An 18,907-nucleotide genomic window follows, 5' to 3' on the forward strand; every position below is an offset into this window, starting at 1 on the left:
ACATCGCCATGATCATGACCATGTCCCGACGACTCACCCGCAACACAGACCAGTGACATCAGTTCTCAGACGCGCTCTTAGACTTGCTTGGCGCAGGATCGTTTCCCTGCGCCGCCAGAACTGCCACCGGGATGGTGTCGCGGCAGCCCGTCGCCCGCCACGATGCGGAAATCAGCAGTCGCACGCTGAGACGCCCGAGGCCGAGCGCGTCGCAGTCACCTCCACGTTTTCTGTCGGCTCGCCGCGCTCTTGTCATGCTCCTGTCGCACTCATGCCGGGTACCCGACCGGGTCGCCAGCCTCCTTCGCCCGCTGCCACCATCCGAACCGCACTTCCCCGCCTCGATCCCGCGCCTCTCTCCTGACCCCAAGACTTCGCCCCGCCAAGCTCGACAGCTCCGCCGTCGGAAGCCTGTCCCGCCGCCACCCCGGGCGAGTGTCCGCGCTAAGCCCCGGCAGCTCCGAGGCCCTCAACGCGTCCCGCTGCTTTCCCGCGCGGGTGTCCGCGCCGAGTTCGGCAGCTCCGCGGTCCTCAACGCGTGCCGCTGCTTTCCACGCGGATGCCCGCGCCAAGCTCGGCAGCTCCGCCGTCCCAAGTCCGTCCCGCCGCCGCCCGGGCGGGCGTCCGAAGCAAGCCGGTCGAGGGGCGGTTCTCACCTGATCCGCTGACGTCCGTTCGGGTCCTCGGCGACGGTCGGTCGTGATCACGGGGCGGATCCGGCGCAGCGGCTCCGGAAGCGGAGGGTGAGCGGCCGGGCCCGGCGCCCGATCCCCTAGACTGAGCTGCCCGATGTGCACGTGCGGCGGCATGCCCGCGTGCCGCCGACAACACCAGTCCCAGTGGACGCCGAGGAGTCATGTCCGGAGCCACAGAACAGCCGGTCGACGTGCTCGCACCGGAGACCCTGCGCGCGGCGATGAAGGCGGCCGAGGACGCCTTCGCCGGCGCGGCCGACCTGGACGCGCTCGCCGCCGTCAAACCGGCCCATCTCGGGGACCAGTCTCCGGTGCTGCTGGCGCGCCGGGAGATCGCCGCGCTGCCGAAGCAGGAGAAAGCCGACGCGGGCAAGCGCGTCAACGAGGCCCGGCAGGCGGTGCAGTCCGCGTTCGACGCGCGCCGCGCCGCGCTGCAGGCCGAGCGCGACGAGCGCGTGCTTCGCGAGGAGGCCGTCGACGTCACGCTGCCGTGGGACCAGGTCCCGCGCGGAGCCCGGCACCCGATCAGCACGCTGTCCGAGCGCATCGCCGACGTCTTCGTCGCCATGGGCTACGAGGTCGCCGAAGGGCCCGAGCTCGAGGCCGAGTGGTTCAACTTCGACGCGCTGAACTTCGGCAAGGACCACCCGGCGCGCCAGCTGCAGGACACGTTCTACGTCGGCGAGGAAGGCTCCGGCCTGGTGCTGCGCACGCACACCTCGCCGGTGCAGGCCCGCAGCCTGCTGCACCGCGACCTGCCGGTCTACGTCGTGTGCCCGGGCCGCACCTACCGCACCGACGAGCTCGACTCCACCCACACGCCGGTGTTCACCCAGGTCGAAGGCCTCGCCGTCGACAAGGGCCTCACCATGGCGCACCTCAAGGGCACGCTCGACTCGTTCGCCCGCGCGATGTTCGGCGAGAGCTCCAAGACGCGGCTGCGCCCGCACTTCTTCCCGTTCACCGAGCCGTCGGCGGAGGTCGACGTCTGGTTCGAGGAGAAGAAGGGCGGCCCCGGCTGGGTCGAATGGGGCGGCTGCGGCATGGTCAACCCGAACGTCCTGCGCGCGTGCGGCGTCGACTCCGACGTCTACTCCGGCTTCGCGTTCGGCATGGGCATCGAGCGGACGCTGCAGTTCCGCAACGGCATCCCGGACATGCGCGACATGGTCGAAGGCGACGTCCGGTTCACCCTTCCCTTCGGAACGGAGGCGTAGTGCGAGTTCCGGTGAGCTGGCTGACCGAGCATCTCGAAGTGGATGCCGACGTCACGCCGCAGGACCTGGCCGACGCCTTCGTGCGGATCGGGATCGAGGTCGACGAGCTGAGCGAGCTCGGCCCGGTGACCGGCCCGCTCGTGGTCGGCCGGGTCGCGGAGATCGAGGAGCTGACCGGCTTCAAGAAGCCGGTGCGGTTCTGCCGCGTCGAGGTCGGCGAGGAGCCCGACCCCGAGCCCGACGACGCGGAACTGTCCGAAGAGGACGAAGACGAGGACGACGCCCCGTTCGAGAACGAGGGCCCGCACGGCATCAAGACGCGCGGCATCGTCTGCGGCGCGAGCAACTTCGCCGAGGGCGACCTCGTCGTGGTCGCGCTGCCGGGCGCGGTCCTGCCGGGCGATTTCGCGATCGCCGCGCGCAAGACCTACGGCAAGGTCAGCGACGGCATGATCTGTTCGGCGGCCGAACTCGGCCTCGGCGACGACCACAGCGGCATCCTCGTGCTCCCGCCGGGCACGGCGAGCCCGGGCGACGACGCGAAGGACCTGCTCGGCCTCGACGACACCGTCATCGAGGTCACGCCGACCCCGGACCGCGGCTACGCGCTGTCGATCCGCGGCCTGGCGCGCGAACTGTCGAACGCGCTCGACGTGCCCTTCGGCGACCCGGCGATGCTCGACAACTTCCCGGAAGCCGAGGGCGAGGCCTGGCCGGTCCGGGTCGAGGACCCCGAGGGCTGCCCGCGGTTCGTGCTGCGCCGCGTCACCGGACTCGACGCGACCGCGCCGACGCCGTGGCGGATCCGCCGCAGGCTGATGCTGGCCGGCATCCGGTCCATCTCGCTCGCGGTCGACGTCACCAACTACGTGATGCTCGAGCTGGGCCACCCGCTGCACGCGTTCGCGACCGGCTCCATCCAGGGCGACCTGGTGGTGCGCCGCGCGAAGGCGGGGGAGAAGCTCACCACGCTCGACGACGTGGAGCGCACGCTCGACGCGGACGACATCGTGATCGCCGACGACAGCGGCGTCATCTCCCTGGCCGGCACGATGGGCGGCGCCAGCACGGAGATCACGCCGGAGAGCACCGACGTGCTTCTCGAGGCGGCGCACTGGAACCCGGCGTCGATCAGCCGCACCGCACGACGGCACAAGCTGTTCTCCGAGGCGGCGAAGCGTTTCGAGCGCTACACCGACCCGGCGCTGTGCGCGGCCGCGGTGGAGCTCGCCGCGCGGCTGCTGCGCCAGTACGGCGAAGGCGCGATCCGCCCGGGCCGCACCGACGTCGGCGGCGTCGCCCCGCACGCCCCGGTGACCATGCCGATCAACCTCCCCGACCAGATCGCCGGCGTGCGCTACGAACGCGGCGTCACCGTGCGGCGGCTGGGCCAGATCGGCTGCAAGGTCCAGCTCAGCACGAGCGACCAGGGAGTCGGCCTCGTCACCGCGACCCCGCCGAGCTGGCGCGGCGACCTCGTGCAGCCGGCCGACCTCGTCGAGGAGGTCCTGCGGCTCGAGGGCTACGACAGCATCCCGTCGGTCCTGCCGGCCGCGCCCGCGGGCCGCGGTCTCACCGACGCCCAGCGCCGCCGCCGCGCGGTGTCCGGCGCGCTCGCCGAGGCGGGTTACGTCGAGGTGCGCCCGTTCCCGTTCATCGGCGACGCGGTGTGGGACGCCTTCGGCCTGCCCGAGGACGACATCCGCCGCAGCACCGTGCGCGTGCGGAACCCGCTCGAAGCCGACCACGACCGGATGGCGACCACCCTCTTGCCGGGCCTGCTGGAGACGTTGCAGCGCAACGTTTCCCGCGGCCTGAAGGACGTGTCGCTGTTCCACGTCGGCCAGGTCGTGCTGCCGAAACCGAACCAGCTCAAGGTCCCGGACCTCGGCGTCGAGCACCGCCCGAGCGACGAGGACCTCGCCGTGCTGGAGGCCGCCGTGCCCGCGCAGCCGGTGCACGTCGCCGTCGTCCTCAGCGGCCAGCGCCCGCGCGCCGGCTGGTGGGGCAAGGGCGACCAGGCAGGCTGGGCCGACGCCGTGCAGGCCGCGCGCCTGGTGGCGGAGGCCTCCGGCATGGAGCTCACCGTGCAGGCCGCGGATCTCCTGCCGTGGCACCCGGGCCGCTGCGCCCAGCTGCGCGTGGGCGACTGGCCGGTCGGCCACGCGGGCGAACTGCACCCGAAGGTCGTCGAGGCCCTCGGCCTGCCGCCGCGCACCGTCGCCATGGAACTCGACCTGGACGCGATCCCGCTGCCCGACTCCCGTCCGGCGCCCAGCATCTCGGCCTACCCGCCGGTGCTGCTGGACGTCGCCCTGGTCGCCGGCACGGACGTCCCGTCCGCCGACCTCGCCGAAGTGCTCCGCGAAGGAGCCGGCGAGCTGCTCGAGGAGATCACCCTCTTCGACGTCTACACCGGCGAGCAGCTCGGCGAAGGCAAGCGTTCCCTGGCGTACAAGCTCCGCTTCCGCGCCGCCGACCGCACCCTCACCGTCGACGAGGCCACCAAGTCTCGCGACGCCGCGGTCGCCGCTGCCGGCGAGCGCTTCGGAGCGACGCTCCGCGCCTGACCTGACGCTCTCCCCGCCCCGCGCTCCGGCCGCCCAGCCGGTCAGCCGGGGCGGGGAGCACTGGTGTCATGGCCATCCCTCCTTTCTTTTCCTGCTAGCGGTTCACTTCAGCCGAGGTGCTTCATCGCCTCCCGCGTGGACAGCGGGGACAGCCCCGGGTGCGCCCGGACAAACGCGCGGACCCACTCCGGTTCGGCGCGGGCGTGATCCCGCAGCGCCCAGCCGATTCCCTTGCGCAGAAAGAAATCCCGGTCGCCGAGGTTCGCCTCGATCGCGTCGGCGAGCAGCCCTTGGTCCACCTCGTCCTTCGCGCTGACCTGACAGATCACCGCCGTTCGCCGGCGCCAGCGATCAGCGTCTGTCATCCAGCGGCGCAGAACCGGCGTGACCACGGTCCGGTGCTCGCGCAGGATCGGCCCGATCCGGCGGATCGCGACCTCGTCGACGTAGTCCCACCACGCCCCGGTGACGATCAACTCCTCGTACATCTCCAGCAGTTCCGGGTCCTGCCACTGCCGATAAGCGCGATGCCCGGAAAGATCGATTGCCGCATACCGCTCCTCGCGGTACTCCGCCTCCCGCCACAACGCGAGCACGGTCTCCGCGAACGTCACTCGATCGGGCAGAACATGCTCGGCGAGAAGCGCCTTCATGAGCTTGCCGCGCGGCGGTTTCGGCACTCCGCGAAACGGCATCGCGGACTTCATGTACGCCTGCATTTCCGGTGCCTTGACCGGGTCGGCCAGCTCGGCGAGCCCGGTTCGCACTGCGGTGATCAACGCTTCGCCCGCACTCATCAAGGGCCACCTCCGTCGGATCGGATCCCGACGATCGGGGGACAGCGCGGCTCGTGTCGGGAAACGAGATTCTGCCGCGCAGCCGGTAGCTTCGACGAGCCCGGGTTGCCGTCGTACGCAAAGGACCACTGTGAGGAAAATCGTCACCGCGCTGGCCGCCGCCGCTGTCGCGGCCGGAACGCTGGCTGTCGCACCCGCCGCCACCGCGGTGCAGCCCGAGGAGTCGGGCTACGCGCCGCCGCCGATCAAGTGGGGACCGTGTTCCGCCCCCGGCCTCGCGAAGGCGGGTGCCGAATGCGGATTCCTGGTGGCGCCTATGGATTACGCCCAGCCGTCGGGCGAGACGGTGCAGATCGCCGTCTCCCGGGTGAAGCACAAGAGCTCGAAGTACCAGGGCGTGATGCTGGTGAACCCGGGTGGTCCGGGCGGTTCCGGGCTCGGCCTCTCGGTGCTCGGCCGGAACGTGCCCAAGCACGCTGGCGACAGCTACGACTGGATCGGCTTCGACCCTCGCGGCGTCGGTTCCAGCAAACCGGCTCTCACGTGCGACGGGAACTACTTCGCGCCTGCCCGCCCGGCTTACGTGCCGAACACGCCGCAGCTGGAGAGCACCTGGCGTGCCCGCACGAAGGGCTACGCCGAGGCCTGCGCGAAGAACGGCCCGCTGCTCCAGCACATCAAGACCACCGATGTCGCGCAGGACATGGAAAGCCTCCGGAAGGCGCTGGGCGAGAAGCAGATCAACTACTACGGCTTCTCTTACGGCACCTATCTCGGGCAGGTGTACAGCACGCTGCACCCGGACCGCATGCGCCGGATGGTGCTCGACGGGAACGTCGATCCGCGCAAGGTCTGGTACGACGCCAACCTCGACCAGGACGTCGCCTTCGACCGCAACATCAAGATCTACTTCGGCTGGCTCGCGAAGTACGACAACGTCTATCACCTCGGCAAGACCGGTTCGGCGGTCGAGCAGCTCTGGTACGCGCAGCAGCGGAAGCTCGACCGGAACCCGGCGGGCGGCGTGATCGGCGGCGACGAGTGGCTCGACGTCTTCCTGCAGGCCGGTTACTACGTGTTCGGCTGGGAGGACATGGCCAAGGCGTTCGACGGCTGGGTGCACCGCGGCGACTGGCAGGCGCTGAAAGCGTTGTACGAGAAGTCGAACGCGCCCGGCGACGACAACGGATACGCGGTGTACAGCGCGGTGCAGTGCACCGATGCGCAGTGGCCGCGGGACTGGGACCGCTGGCGCCGCGACGCCTGGGCCACCCAGAACCGCGCGCCGTTCGAGACCTGGAGCAACACCTGGTACAACGCGAGCTGCCTGAACTGGCCCGCGAAGGCGGGCAAGCCGGTGGACATCGACGGGTCGAAGGCGAGCGGGGCGCTGTTGATCAGCGAGGAACTCGACGCGGCCACGCCGTACTCGGGCAGCCTCGAAGTGCGCAAGCGCTACCCGCGTTCGAGCCTCATCAGCGCGCCCGGCGGGACGACGCACGCCGGATCGCTCTCCGGAGTGTCGTGCGTGGACGACCGGGTCGCCGACTATCTCGCCACCGGGGCGCTGCCGAAGCGCGTCCGTGACGACCGTTCGGATGTCCAGTGCACCGCGGTGCCGCAGCCGGTTCCGTCTCCGGTCGCCACCGGCGCGCAGCAGAAGGCCGATGCCCTGACGAAGGCCGCGGCGGAGGAGAAGCAGAGCCTGCTTTCCGGTTTGCTGCGTTTCTGAGCCGTTCTCCCCGGTGCCCCGGTCTGGTCTGCCAGACCGGGGCACTGTTCTTTTCCGCTGGTCCACCGATCCCCCTCGGTCGTTTTCGTGGTCGCCGGGGACGCTACGGCGGGGGTCTGACAATTTCGGTCCGCAGTCACCCGATCGCGTTAAGTGATCGAAAATTGTCGGGGGTCGCCGATACCTTCGCCGCCATGACGATCATTCAGGAGCACCGGACCGAAGTCCGGTCAGGAGATATCCAGTACCAGGTCGCCGTCGTCACCCGCACCGAGGACGGCGAGCCGGAGCGAGTCACCGTCACTGTCGGCGGAGAACGGCCGGACGGCGAACCCGTCGTCGAGGGCAGGCTCGAGCTCGACGTGACGTCCGTGGCGACCGTCGCGGAGCTGCTCGACACAAGCCTGCGCACCTTCGCGGGCGGCGGCTCGCGGCGAAGATCGCGCGGACGTCCGGCGCAGCAGGGCAGACCGTGGACCGACGAGATGGACGCGGATTTGGAAGCCCGCTGGCTCGCGGGCGACTCGGTGACCGAGCTGGCACGGCATTTCGCGCGGACGCCAGGAGGGATTCGGGCGCGCCTGCCGCGGGTGGGCTGCGATCCGGAACATCCGGGGAATCATTTGCCGACGCCGCCGAGTCTCCGCGAAGCGGAGGAGGGAGCGGACTGACGAACGCCCGCCGGGTTCGCATCCCGAGGCGGGCCCGGCGTGGCGTTGCCTGCGCGCCGGAGCGGCGGCTTGGCATTGAGCCGACGGGTGGGGCGATGGCTAGCCTGTGCGGCTCGGCGGCTGGGCGACCATCGGCTCGTGGCCGGGTGGCCGGGTGGCCGGGTGGCCGGGTGGCCGGGTGGCCGGGTGGCCGGGTGGCCGGGTGGCCGGGTGGCCGGGTGGCCGGGTGGCCGGGTGGGTTGGGTGTCGAGCGCCTGCGTGGCCCCGGTTGGCTGGTGCGGCTCGGCGGCTGGGCGACCATCGGCTCGGGTGGCCGGGGGCTGGGCGGCCGAATGGATTGGGCGCCGAACGGCCTGCGTGGCCCCGGCTGGCTGGCCGACTGCCTGATCGAGCGGCTGGGTGGGTTAGGCCCGGAAGAGCCGGGCTCGGACGGATGCCTGCGCGCTGGCCGGATGGCTTGGCGGCGGGAGGTTCGGCTGGTCGAAGGAACCCCCGTGCAGCCGAACGACCCCGCATCATCGAGCGATTCCGCGCGTCGCCGGATAGTCCGGCGACGCCGGGTGGCTCGGATGGTCAGGTGAACCGGGTGGCTGGCGAGCTGTGGCTAGATGGCTCCAGTGGTCGGTGACGTGTGCCGGGTTGGCCCGGACAACCGTATGAGCCGCGGCTGGACGGCTCCGGTTGTCGGTGGCGCGCGCCAGGTCGGCCCGGACACCCGTGTGATCTGTGGCTGGTGGGCTCGGGCAGTCGGCAAGGGCTGGTTGTCCCGGGGAGTCAGGTGACCTGTGGCTGCGCGATCCCAGCGGCCACGGGCTATGGAGGGAGGAACGGGAGGAATCTGCAAAAGTCCCGAGGAGGGACCGGCCAGGGTGAGGAAACCCTCTTTGTTTGAGCTTGCACGCTCGTGCATAATCATTCGTATGACGGTGAAGATCGCGGTAGCCGGGGCCAGCGGGTACGCGGGCGGCGAACTGCTGCGCCTGCTCCTGACCCATCCCGAGGTCGAGATCGGCGCTCTCACGGCGGCGAGCAGTGCGGGGACGACGCTGGGCACGCACCAGCCGCACCTTGTTCCGCTTGCTGGGCGCGTGCTGCTCGAGACGAACGCGGAGACGCTCGCGGGCCATGACGTCGTGTTCCTGGCTCTGCCGCACGGCCATTCGGCCGAGATCGCGGCTCAGCTTGGGCCGGACGTGCTCGTGGTCGACCTTGGGGCCGATCATCGGCTCGCGGACGCGGCGGACTGGCGACGGTGGTACTCCGGCGAACACGCGGGGCAGTGGCCGTACGGGATGCCCGAACTTCCCGGTGCGCGCGAGAAGCTCGTGGGCACCAAGCGGATCGCGGTGCCCGGCTGCTTCCCGACTGGCGGGTCGTTGGCGTTGGCGCCTGCGTTGGCGGCGGGGCTGGTCGAGCCCGCAGTGACCGTGGTGTCGGTGACGGGGACGTCGGGTGCGGGCAAGAGCCTCCGGCCGAATCTGCTCGGGTCTGAGGTCATGGGCAACGCGAGTGCGTACGGCGTCGCTGGGGCGCATCGGCATACGCCGGAGTTCGTGCAGAACCTCTCCGGTGCGGCGGGCAAGCCGGTGACTGTTTCCTTCACGCCGGTGCTCGCGCCGATGCCGCGCGGCATTCTCACGACGGCGAGTGCGCAACTCCTCGGAGACGTCGACGACGCCGCGGTGCGCGCGGTGTACGAGAAGGCTTATGGCGCGGAGCCGTTCGTCCAGATCCTGCCTGAGGGAACCTGGCCGACGACCGCGGCGACGGTCGGGTCGAACAACGTCCAGCTCCAGCTCGGGATCGACGCCGACGCGGGCAGGCTGGTCGTCGTCACGTCGATCGACAACCTCACCAAGGGCACCGCGGGCGGTGCCGTCCAATCGATGAACCTGGCGCTCGGTTTCCCCGAGGCCACCGGACTTTCCACCGTGGGAGTGGCACCGTGACCGTCACCGGACCAAAAGGGTTCCGCGCCGCCGGCGTGGCCGCCGGGATCAAAGCCTCCGGCGCGCTCGACTTCACGCTGGTCGTCAACGACGGCCCGCTCGACGTCGCGGCGGGCGTGTTCACCCGGAACGTGATCAAGGCCGCGCCCGTGCTGTGGTCGCAGGAAGTGCTGAAGCAGCAGAAGCTGAAGGCCGTCGTTTTGAACTCCGGCGGGGCGAACGCGGCCACCGGGCCGGGCGGGTTTCAGGACACGCACGCCACGGCGGAGAAGGTCGCCGAAGTGCTGGGTGCCGGGGCGATCGAGGTCGCGGTGTGCTCCACGGGACTGATCGGCGAGCGGCTGCCGATGCCTGCGGTTCTGTCCGGTGTGGACAGTGCGGTCAAGGCACTGGACACCAGCCCGGAGGCTGCCCTGAATGCCGCGACAGGCGTCATGACCACCGACAGCAAGCCGAAGCAGGCCTTCGCCCAGCACGAATCGGGGTGGAGCGTCGGCGGGTTTGCCAAGGGCGCGGGGATGCTCGCGCCGAATCTGGCGACGATGCTGTCGGTGCTGACCACGGATGCCGTGGCGGACAAGGAAACTCTCGACCGTGCGTTGCGCGCCGCCACGCACATCACGTTCGATCGGCTGGACGTGGACGGCGGCACGTCGACCAACGACACGGTGCTCGTGCTCGCCTCGGGTGCCAGCGGCGTCGAGCCGACTGAAGCCGAGTTGACCGAGTTGCTCACCAAGGTCAGCCATGACCTCGTGCTGCAGCTGCGGGCCGATTCCGAAGGCGCCACCAAGGATGTCGACGTCACGGTGAAGGGCGCCGCATCCGAGGACGACGCGATTGTCGTGGCACGGACGATCGCCGAGGACAACCTGGTCAAGACCGCGTTGTTCGGGTCCGATCCCAACTGGGGCCGGATCGCGATGGCGCTTGGCCGCGCACCGGCACGGATCGACCCGGAGACGGTGTCGATCGCCATCAACGGCGTCACCTTGTTCGCGGGCGGCACGACGGCTGAGGACCGGTCGGCGGCCGACCTGTCCGGGCGCGGCATCGACGTGGTTGTGTATCTTGGCGTCGGTTCGGACGAGGCCACGATTTACACCACGGACCTTTCGCACGCGTACGTCGAAGAGAACAGCGCGTACTCGTCATGACGGATACCGGAAGGCTCGTCTCCGCCGACGAACGGCTCGCCAGCGCGGCCGAGAAAGCCGGCGTGCTGATCGAAGCGCTGCCGTGGCTGCAGCGGTTCCACGGCGCGACCGTCGTCGTCAAGTACGGCGGCAACGCGATGATCGACGACCAGCTGAAGGCCGCTTTCGCCGAGGACATGGTGTTCCTGCGGCTGGCCGGTCTGCATCCGGTGGTCGTGCACGGCGGCGGACCGCAGATCAGCGCGATGCTGTCCCGGCTCGGCGTGCCGGGGGAGTTCAAGGGCGGGCTGCGCGTCACCACGCCGGAGACCATGGACATCGTGCGGATGGTGCTGGTCGGGCAGGTCAGCCGCGAGCTGGTCGGCCTGATCAACGCGCACGGGCCGTACGCGGTCGGCATTTCCGGCGAGGACGCGCGGCTGTTCACCGCCGAGCGCAAACAGGCCACTGTGGACGGTGAGCAGGTGGACATCGGCCTCGTCGGCGAGGTCGCCGAGGTGAACCCGGACGCGGTGCTCGACATCGTGAACGCCGGCCGCATCCCGGTCGTGTCCACGGTCGCCCCGGACGTCGACGGCGTGGTGCACAACGTCAACGCCGACACCGCCGCGGGTGCGCTCGCCGCGGCGCTCGGCGCGGAGAAACTCGTCGTGCTCACCGACGTCGAAGGCCTTTACGCCAACTGGCCGGACCGGTCGTCGCTGATCGACCGGATCGCCGTCGACCGTCTCGAGCGCATGCTGCCCGGCCTGGCCAGCGGCATGATCCCGAAGATGGAGGCGTGCGTGCGCGCGGTGCGCGGCGGTGTGCGCGGCGCGCACGTCATCGACGGCAGGCTCGCCCATTCGGTGCTGCTCGAGGTCTTCACCTCGCGCGGCGTCGGGACCATGGTGCTGCCCGAGGCAGCGCCATCCGGAACGGAGAACGCGTGACTACCCTCAAGTCCAATGCGGACGGTCAGCAGCACTGGCAGTCGGCGGTCATGGACAACTACGGCACCCCCGGCCTGACCCTGGTGCGCGGCGAAGGCGCGCGCGTGTGGGACGCGGACGGCTCCGAGTACGTCGACCTGGTCGGCGGCATCGCGGTGAACGCGCTCGGCCACGCCCACCCCGAGGTGGTGCGCGCGGTCACCGAGCAGATCTCGAAGCTGGGGCACACGTCGAACCTGTACGTGAACCCGGTCGCGGTCGAACTCGCCGAAACCCTTCTCGACGTCGCGGGCCTGAACGGGCAAGGCAAAGTCCTGTTCGTCAACTCCGGCGCGGAGGCCAACGAGGCCGCGCTGAAGATCACCCGGCTCACCGGTCGCAGCAAGGTCGTCGCGGCCGAGGGCGCGTTCCACGGCCGCACCATGGGCGCGCTGTCGCTGACCGGGCAGCCGTCGAAGCGTGAGGCGTTCGAGCCGCTGGTCCCGGGCGTCACGCATGTTCCGTACGGCGACGTCGAAGCGTTGCGGGCCGCTGTCGACGGCGAGACCGCGGCTGTCTTTTTGGAGCCAGTGCTTGGCGAAGCCGGAGTGATTCCCGCTCCGGACGGCTACCTGCAGGCCGCGCGCGAGATCACCAAGGCCGCCGGGGCGCTGCTCGTGCTCGACGAGGTGCAGACCGGGATCGGGCGGCTCGGCACCTGGTTCGGCTTCCAGCAGGCCGGGATCGTGCCGGACGTGATCACGCTCGCGAAGGGTCTCGGCGGCGGGCTTCCGCTCGGCGCGGTGATCGGCGTCGGCGCGGCGGGCGACCTGCTGAAGCCGGGCCAGCACGGCACGACCTTCGGCGGCAACCCGGTGTGCTGCGCGGCCGGGCTGGCCGTGCTGCGCACGATCGTCCGGGACGACCTGCTCGACCACGTTTCGGCGCTGGGCAAGGACATCGCGGCCGGCGTCGAGGCGCTCGGCCACCCGCTCGTCGCCGGGGTTCGCGGTGCGGGGCTGCTGCTCGGCATCGGCCTGCGGGAACCGGTTTCCGCGGCCGTCGCGAAGGCCGCCCAAGACGCGGGCTACCTCGTCAACCCGGTCGCCCCGGACACCGTCCGGCTCGCCCCGCCGCTCGTGCTCGACGAGCAGCAGGCGCGCGGCTTCCTCTCCGCGCTCCCGGGCGCGCTCGACTCCACCACCACGAAGGAATCCGACTGATGCCCCGCCACTTCCTCCGCGACGACGACGTCACCCCCGCCGAGCAGACCGCTCTGCTCGACCTGGCCGACCAGCTGAAGGCCGACCCGCTCGGCACGAAGGCGCTCGCCGGCCGCACGGTGGCCGCGATCTTCGAGAAGAACTCCACCCGCACCCGGTTCTCGTTCGAGGTCGGCATCAGCCAGCTCGGCGGGCACCCGGTGATCGTCGACGGCCGTTCGATGCAGCTCGGCCGCGAGGAGACCATCGAGGACACCTCGCGCGTGCTGTCCCGCTACGTCGACGCCGTCGTGTGGCGCACCTTCGCGCAGAAGCGCATCGACTCGATGGCGTCGGTCGCGTCGATCCCGATCGTGAACGCGCTCACCGACGAGTTTCACCCGTGCCAGGTGCTCACGGACCTGATGACCATCCGCGAGCGCAAGGGCAAGCTCGCCGGGCTCACGCTCACCTACCTCGGTGACGGCGCCAACAACATGGCGCATTCGCTGCTGCTCGGCGGAACCACGGCCGGGATGAACGTGCGCGTCGTGTCGCCGGAGGGTTTCCAGCCTGACCAGCAGGTGATGCTGGACGCCAAGCAGCACGGCGAAGAAACCGGCGGCAGCGCGACCGTCTTCACCGACGCGCGCGAGGCCGTCGAGGGGTCGGACGTGCTGGTCACGGACACGTGGACGTCGATGGGGCAGGAGAACGACGGCCTCGACCGGGTCGGCCCGTTCCGTGCCCTGCAGGTGAACTCCGAGCTGCTGAAGCTCGCCGCCGACGAGGCGATGGTGCTGCACTGCCTGCCCGCGCACCGCGGCTGGGAGATCACCGACGAGGTGCTTGACGGCCCGGCGAGCGCGGTCTGGGACGAGGCGGAGAACCGGCTGCACGCGCAGAAGGCTCTGCTGGTCTGGCTGTTCGGGCAGAACGGCCGATGACCAGCAGCCGGGTCGGGCGCCAGGCGCGGATCACCGAACTGGTGTCCACGATGGCCATCCGCAGCCAGACGGAGCTGGCGCGGCTGCTGGCCGCCGAGGGAATCGACGTCACGCAGGCGACGCTGTCGCGCGACCTCGACGAACTCGGCGCGGTCAAGCTGCGCGGCGCCGACTCGGGCGCGCCGGTCTACGTCATCCCCGAGGACGGCAGCCCCGTCCGCGGCGTACAGGGCGGCACCTCGCGGCTGTCCCGGTTGCTCGCGGAACTGCTGGTGTCAGCGGATTTCTCCGGCAACCTCGCGGTGCTGCGCACGCCTCCGGGCGCGGCGCAGTTCCTCGCGAGCGCGATCGACCGGGCCGCGCTGGAGGAGGTCGTCGGGTCCATCGCGGGCGACGACACGGTCGCGGTGATCGCGCGCGAACCGCTCACCGGACGCGACCTTGCCGAACGCTTCACTGCGCTCGCGCAGGGTTCGGCGGAAGGGGACGAGCCGTGACCCGGCGGGTCGTGCTCGCCTGTCCGGGCGGGCACGGCTCCTCATCCGCGTTGAAACTCCTTGCGGGACAAAGCGAAGTGGTCGCCGTCGCCGTGGATTTCGGTGCGGGCGACGTGGATCTGTGCGCGCTCCGGCGGCAGGCGATGGCCGACGGAGCCGCCGAAGTCGTGGTTGCGGACGTCCGCGAGGAATTCGCGAATGACTACTGTTTGCTTGCGCTGCAAGCGAATGCGCTGATCGTTGACCGGCATCCGCTGGTCCTGGCCCGGCCGCTGCTGGCGAGCCAGCTCGTGGCGACCGCGCGGGACCGGAACGCGTCGGCCGTCGCACACGGTGGCGGCGAGGTGTTGTCCAGCATGATCGCGACACTCGCGCCAGACCTGGAGATCGTCGAACTTGGCGTCCGGGGTCGGCACGAGCTGTCGACGAGCCGGACTTTGTGGGGCCGGGCCGCGGACAATGGCTACCGCTGCACCGAGGACGCCGTGGCGAACCTCGGCGCGCCGGACGAGGTCGTCGTCACCTTCGATGAGGGCGTACCGGTCGCGGTCGACGGCGAGACGGTCAGCGTGGCCGAGGCGGTTCAGCGGCTCGGCCACCGGGCCGGAGCGCACGGGATCGGCCGATTCGAGCCGGCGGACAGCTACGACGCGCCGGGCGCGGCGGTGCTGGTCACCGCGCATCAGGAGCTGGAATCAGTCACCCTGGACCGCGATCTGGCGAGGTTCAAGCGCGGCGTCGACCGCCGGTGGGCCGAGCTGGTCCACGACGGATTGTGGTTCTCGCCGCTGCGCGAGCCGCTGGACGCGTTCGTCCGGCGGGCGCAGGAGCGCGTGTCCGGCGAGGTGCGGCTGGTGCTGCACGCGGGCCGTGCGACCGTCGCCGACCTCCCCGGGAGGCGGCTTCGCCCGGTCGGACGGCGGTACCGTCCGGGCACCGGGCACACTCCGCTGGGGAGCACCCAGCATCCGAGCACCCAGGCGTCCTGAGACGCCGGACGAGAGAGGCAGAACGTGAGCGGGAAAGACCAGCCGGTGCAGCTGTGGGGCGGCCGGTTCGCCAGCGGGCCGGCCGAGGCGATGGCGGCGCTGAGCGCCTCGACCCACTTCGACTGGCGCCTCGCGCCCTACGACATCGCCGGGTCGCGCGCGCACGCCCGCGTGCTGAGCAAGGCGGGTCTGCTCACCGAAGCGGAACTGGCCGGGATGCTGGACGCGCTCGACACGCTGGCCCAGGACGTCGAGTCCGGCGCGTTCACGCCGACGATCGCCGACGAGGACGTCCACACCGCTCTCGAACGCGGTCTGCTCGAACGCGCCGGCACCGAGCTGGGCGGCAAGCTGCGGGCAGGCCGTTCCCGCAACGACCAGGTCGCGACGCTGTTCCGGATGTGGCTGCGCGACGCCGCGCGCCGGGTGGTCGCGGGCACGCTCGACGTGATCGACGCACTGGTGTCGCAGGCGTCCCGGCACCCGGACGCGATCCTGCCCGGCCGCACCCACCTGCAGCACGCGCAGCCGGTTCTCCTGGCGCACCACCTGATGGCCCACGGCCAGTCGCTGCTGCGCGACGTCTCCCGCCTGCGCGACTGGGACGCGCGCACCGCCGAATCGCCATACGGTTCCGGCGCGCTCGCCGGGTCGTCGCTCGGCCTCGACCCGGAGGCCGTGGCCGCCGAGCTGGGCTTCGACACCAGCGTGGAGAACTCGATCGACGGCACCGCCTCGCGCGATTTCGTCGCCGAGTTCGCGTTCGCCGTCGCGATGCTTTCGGTGAACCTGTCGCGGATCGCCGAAGAGGTGATCATCTGGAACACCGCCGAATTCGGCTACGTCACGCTGGACGACGCGTGGGCCACCGGCAGCTCGATCATGCCGCAGAAGAAGAACCCGGACGTCGCGGAGCTGACCCGCGGCAAGGCGGGACGGCTGATCGGCAACCTCACCGGCCTGCTCGCCACGCTCAAGGCGCAGCCGCTCGCGTACAACCGCGACCTGCAGGAGGACAAGGAACCGGTCTTCGACTCCGTCGAACAGCTGGAACTGCTCTTCCCGGCGATCGCGGGGATGCTCGGCACGCTGACCTTCCACACCGACCGGCTCGCCGAACTGGCTCCGGCCGGGTTCACGCTGGCTACCGACATCGCCGAATGGCTGGTCCGCCAGGGCGTGCCGTTCCGCGTCGCGCACGAGGCGGCGGGGGAGAGCGTGCGGGTCGCCGAGGCGCGCGGGGCCGGGCTCGACGAGCTGACCGACGAGGAGTTCCAGGCCATCAACCCGGCGCTCACCCCGGCAGTGCGCGAAGTGCTCACCGTCGAAGGCTCGGTGCGTTCGCGCGACGCTCGCGGCGGGACGGCCCCGGATCGCGTTGCCGAGCAACGGGAACGCCTGGTCGGGCGGGTGGCCGCGCATCGGCAGTGGCTGAAGTGATCTGTCGTCAGGCCGCTGGCTAGGCTGGCGGCCTGACGAGGGGAGTGCGTGTGGACCGGTTGTTCCGGCGCGAAGAACTGGCACTGGACCCGGTCGACCTGGCTCGGCTGCTGCTCGGTGCCGTCCTCGAGGCTGACGGGCCCGACGGCCGGGTCGGGGTGCGGCTCGTCGAGGTCGAGGCCTATCGCGGGCTCGACGATCCCGCTTCGCATTGCTACCGCGGGAAAACCCCGCGCAACGCCGTGATGTGGGGCCCGGCCGGTCACCTCTACGTGTATTTCGTCTACGGCATGCACTTCTGCGCGAACGTCGTCGGCACCGAGGACGGACAGCCCGGCGCGGTGCTGCTGCGCGCGGGCGAGGTCGTCGAGGGCGCGGACATCGTGCGCAAGCGGCGGCCGAACGCGCGCGGCAACGGCGAACTCGCCAAGGGCCCGGCCATCCTCACCTCCGTGCTGGGCCTGGCCCGCGAGCAGAACGGCGTCGATCTCACCGACCCCGAATCGCCGGTGCGGCTGCGCGTCGGCGAGCGCGTGCCCGCGGGGAACGTGCGCACCGGTCCGCGCGTCGGCGTCGCGATGGCGATGGAGACGCCGTGGCGGTTCTGGGTCGACGGCTCACCAGCCGTCTCGACCTACCGCCGCGGCGGCAAACGCCGGCAGGTGCGACCCGCGGGTTAACGGTTTGACCTGGTGGGGGATCATCTACAGGTGTGAGTGAGCACATCCTTGACGAGTTGTCCTGGCGCGGCCTGATCGCGCAATCCACCGACATCGACGCCCTGCGCCGAGAACTCGACCACGGCCCGCTCACGCTCTATTGCGGCTTCGACCCGACCGCGCCCAGCCTGCACGCCGGCAACCTCGTCCCGCTGCTGATGCTCAAGCGGTTCCAGCGCGCCGGGCACCGGCCGATCGTGCTGGCCGGCGGCGCCACCGGGATGATCGGCGACCCCCGCGACAACGGGGAGCGCACGCTGAACACCCTGGACGTCGTCGCCGACTGGGCCGGGCGGATCCGCGGGCAGCTGGAGCGGTTCGTGGACTTCGACGATTCGCCGACCGGCGCGATCGTGGAGAACAACCTCGACTGGACTTCGAAGCAGAACACGCTGGAGTTCCTGCGGGACGTCGGCAAGCACTTCTCGGTGAACGTGATGCTGAACCGGGAGACGGTCAAGCGCCGGCTCGAGGGCGACGGCATGTCCTACACCGAGTTCAGCTACCTGCTGCTGCAGTCCCAGGACTACCTGGAGCTGTACCGCAAGCACGGCTGCAAGCTGCAGGTCGGCGGCTCGGACCAGTGGGGCAACCTCGTCGGCGGCGTGGACTTGATCCGCCGTGTCGAGGGCGGCACCGCGCACGCGCTGACCGCGCCGCTGGTCACCGACGCCGAGGGACGCAAGTTCGGCAAGTCCACCGGCGGCGGCAACGTGTGGCTCGATCCGGAGCTGACCTCGCCGTATGCCTGGTACCAGTACTTCGTGAACGTCGGCGACGCTGACGTGCTCCGCTACCTGCGCCTGTTCACCTTCCTCGATCAGGAGGAGATCGAGGCGCTGGCCAAGGACACCGAGGAGCGTCCGCACCTGCGTGCCGCGCAGAAGAAGCTGGCCGAGGAGTTCACGAACCTGGTGCACGGCGAGCACCAGACGCGCCAGGTCATCGCGGCGAGCCAGGCGCTGTTCGGCCGCGGCGAGCTGACCGAGCTGGACGCCCCGACGCTCGACGCGGCGATGGCCGAGGTCCCGAACGGCAAGGTCGAGCCCGCGGGCGACGCGACGATCGTCGACCTGCTGATCGCCGGGGGACTGGTGGACAGCAAGGGCGCGGCGCGACGGACCGTGAAGGAAGGCGGCGCGTACGTGAACAACGTGAAGATCGCCGACGAGGAGTGGAAGCCCTCGGCTTCCGACGCGCTCCACGGCCGCTGGCTCGTGGTCCGCAAGGGCAAGCGCACCGTCGCCGGCGTCCGCGTCGGGGGCTGATCTCCGCCCGGGGCCCGAAACAGGGGCCTGACCTGCGGGAACGCGGTTAAGGTACCCCCCTGTTTCGGGCCTCTGGAGGGCGTGTAAAGTTCTCCAAGTCGCCAGGGAAACCGGGTGGCCGCCGGGACACGAACCAAGCTCTCGCC

General features: G+C 70.7%; 15 protein-coding genes. 14 read left to right on the forward strand and 1 reads right to left on the reverse strand.

Annotation, left to right across the window (positions count from 1 at the left end):
• Window positions 1–856 precede the first annotated feature (856 nt).
• On the forward strand, window positions 857–1,912 hold the full coding sequence (gene pheS, locus ACFORO_RS43390) for a phenylalanine--tRNA ligase subunit alpha (RefSeq protein WP_377872820.1): 1,056 nt from the start codon (window positions 857–859) through the stop codon (window positions 1,910–1,912).
• Window positions 1,912–4,482 (forward strand): phenylalanine--tRNA ligase subunit beta, encoded by a 2,571-nt coding sequence (gene pheT, locus ACFORO_RS43395; protein WP_377872819.1) that lies wholly within the window; start codon window positions 1,912–1,914, stop codon window positions 4,480–4,482. The genes pheS and pheT overlap by 1 nt, the downstream gene beginning before the upstream one ends.
• A gap of 107 nt (window positions 4,483–4,589) precedes the next feature.
• Here pheT and ACFORO_RS43400 read toward each other — a convergent pair whose 3' ends face one another.
• A complete protein-coding gene (locus ACFORO_RS43400; RefSeq protein ID WP_377872818.1) occupies window positions 4,590–5,279 on the reverse strand; it encodes a DNA alkylation repair protein in 690 nt (229 codons plus the stop codon).
• A gap of 130 nt (window positions 5,280–5,409) precedes the next feature.
• On the opposite strand from ACFORO_RS43400, the gene ACFORO_RS43405 reads away from it, so the two are divergent.
• From ACFORO_RS43405 to tyrS, 12 genes are all read left to right on the forward strand, one after another.
• Entirely contained in the window at window positions 5,410–7,011 is a 1,602-nt protein-coding gene (locus ACFORO_RS43405; protein ID WP_377872817.1) for an alpha/beta hydrolase, read from the forward strand.
• A 194-nt stretch (window positions 7,012–7,205) separates the two neighbouring features.
• The gene (locus ACFORO_RS43410; protein WP_116204173.1) at window positions 7,206–7,682 is read left to right on the forward strand and encodes a helix-turn-helix domain containing protein; all 477 of its coding nucleotides are present in this window, start codon (window positions 7,206–7,208) and stop codon (window positions 7,680–7,682) included.
• Window positions 7,683–8,602: 920 nt separating this feature from the next.
• Window positions 8,603–9,631 carry an N-acetyl-gamma-glutamyl-phosphate reductase gene (argC, locus tag ACFORO_RS43415; RefSeq protein WP_377872816.1) on the forward strand — a complete coding sequence of 343 codons (1,029 nt, stop codon included), beginning with the start codon at window positions 8,603–8,605 and terminating at the stop codon, window positions 9,629–9,631.
• A complete protein-coding gene (gene argJ, locus ACFORO_RS43420) occupies window positions 9,628–10,788 on the forward strand; it encodes a bifunctional glutamate N-acetyltransferase/amino-acid acetyltransferase ArgJ (protein WP_377872815.1) in 1,161 nt (386 codons plus the stop codon). Before argC ends, argJ begins: the two co-directional genes overlap by 4 nt.
• Window positions 10,785–11,720 (forward strand): acetylglutamate kinase, encoded by a 936-nt coding sequence (gene argB, locus ACFORO_RS43425; protein WP_377872814.1) that lies wholly within the window; start codon window positions 10,785–10,787, stop codon window positions 11,718–11,720. Before argJ ends, argB begins: the two co-directional genes overlap by 4 nt.
• Window positions 11,717–12,922, forward strand: a complete 1,206-nt coding sequence (locus tag ACFORO_RS43430; RefSeq protein ID WP_377872813.1) for an acetylornithine transaminase — start codon at window positions 11,717–11,719, stop codon at window positions 12,920–12,922. Before argB ends, ACFORO_RS43430 begins: the two co-directional genes overlap by 4 nt.
• Window positions 12,922–13,848, forward strand: a complete 927-nt coding sequence (gene argF / locus ACFORO_RS43435) for an ornithine carbamoyltransferase (protein WP_377872812.1) — start codon at window positions 12,922–12,924, stop codon at window positions 13,846–13,848. The genes ACFORO_RS43430 and argF overlap by 1 nt, the downstream gene beginning before the upstream one ends.
• Window positions 13,845–14,345 (forward strand): arginine repressor, encoded by a 501-nt coding sequence (locus ACFORO_RS43440; RefSeq protein WP_344286579.1) that lies wholly within the window; start codon window positions 13,845–13,847, stop codon window positions 14,343–14,345. The genes argF and ACFORO_RS43440 overlap by 4 nt, the downstream gene beginning before the upstream one ends.
• Entirely contained in the window at window positions 14,342–15,334 is a 993-nt protein-coding gene (locus tag ACFORO_RS43445) for an argininosuccinate synthase domain-containing protein (protein ID WP_377872811.1), read from the forward strand. The genes ACFORO_RS43440 and ACFORO_RS43445 overlap by 4 nt, the downstream gene beginning before the upstream one ends.
• Window positions 15,335–15,358: 24 nt before the next feature.
• Window positions 15,359–16,774, forward strand: coding sequence for an argininosuccinate lyase (argH, locus tag ACFORO_RS43450; protein ID WP_377872810.1), 1,416 nt, complete (start codon window positions 15,359–15,361; stop codon window positions 16,772–16,774).
• A 44-nt stretch (window positions 16,775–16,818) separates the two neighbouring features.
• Window positions 16,819–17,454, forward strand: a complete 636-nt coding sequence (locus ACFORO_RS43455) for a DNA-3-methyladenine glycosylase (protein WP_377872809.1) — start codon at window positions 16,819–16,821, stop codon at window positions 17,452–17,454.
• A gap of 32 nt (window positions 17,455–17,486) precedes the next feature.
• Window positions 17,487–18,761, forward strand: a complete 1,275-nt coding sequence (gene tyrS, locus ACFORO_RS43460; RefSeq protein WP_377872808.1) for a tyrosine--tRNA ligase — start codon at window positions 17,487–17,489, stop codon at window positions 18,759–18,761.
• Window positions 18,762–18,907 lie beyond the last annotated feature (146 nt).

Origin of the sequence: Amycolatopsis halotolerans, assembly GCF_042647905.1 — a bacterium.
Lineage (GTDB): Bacteria > Actinomycetota > Actinomycetes > Mycobacteriales > Pseudonocardiaceae > Amycolatopsis > Amycolatopsis halotolerans.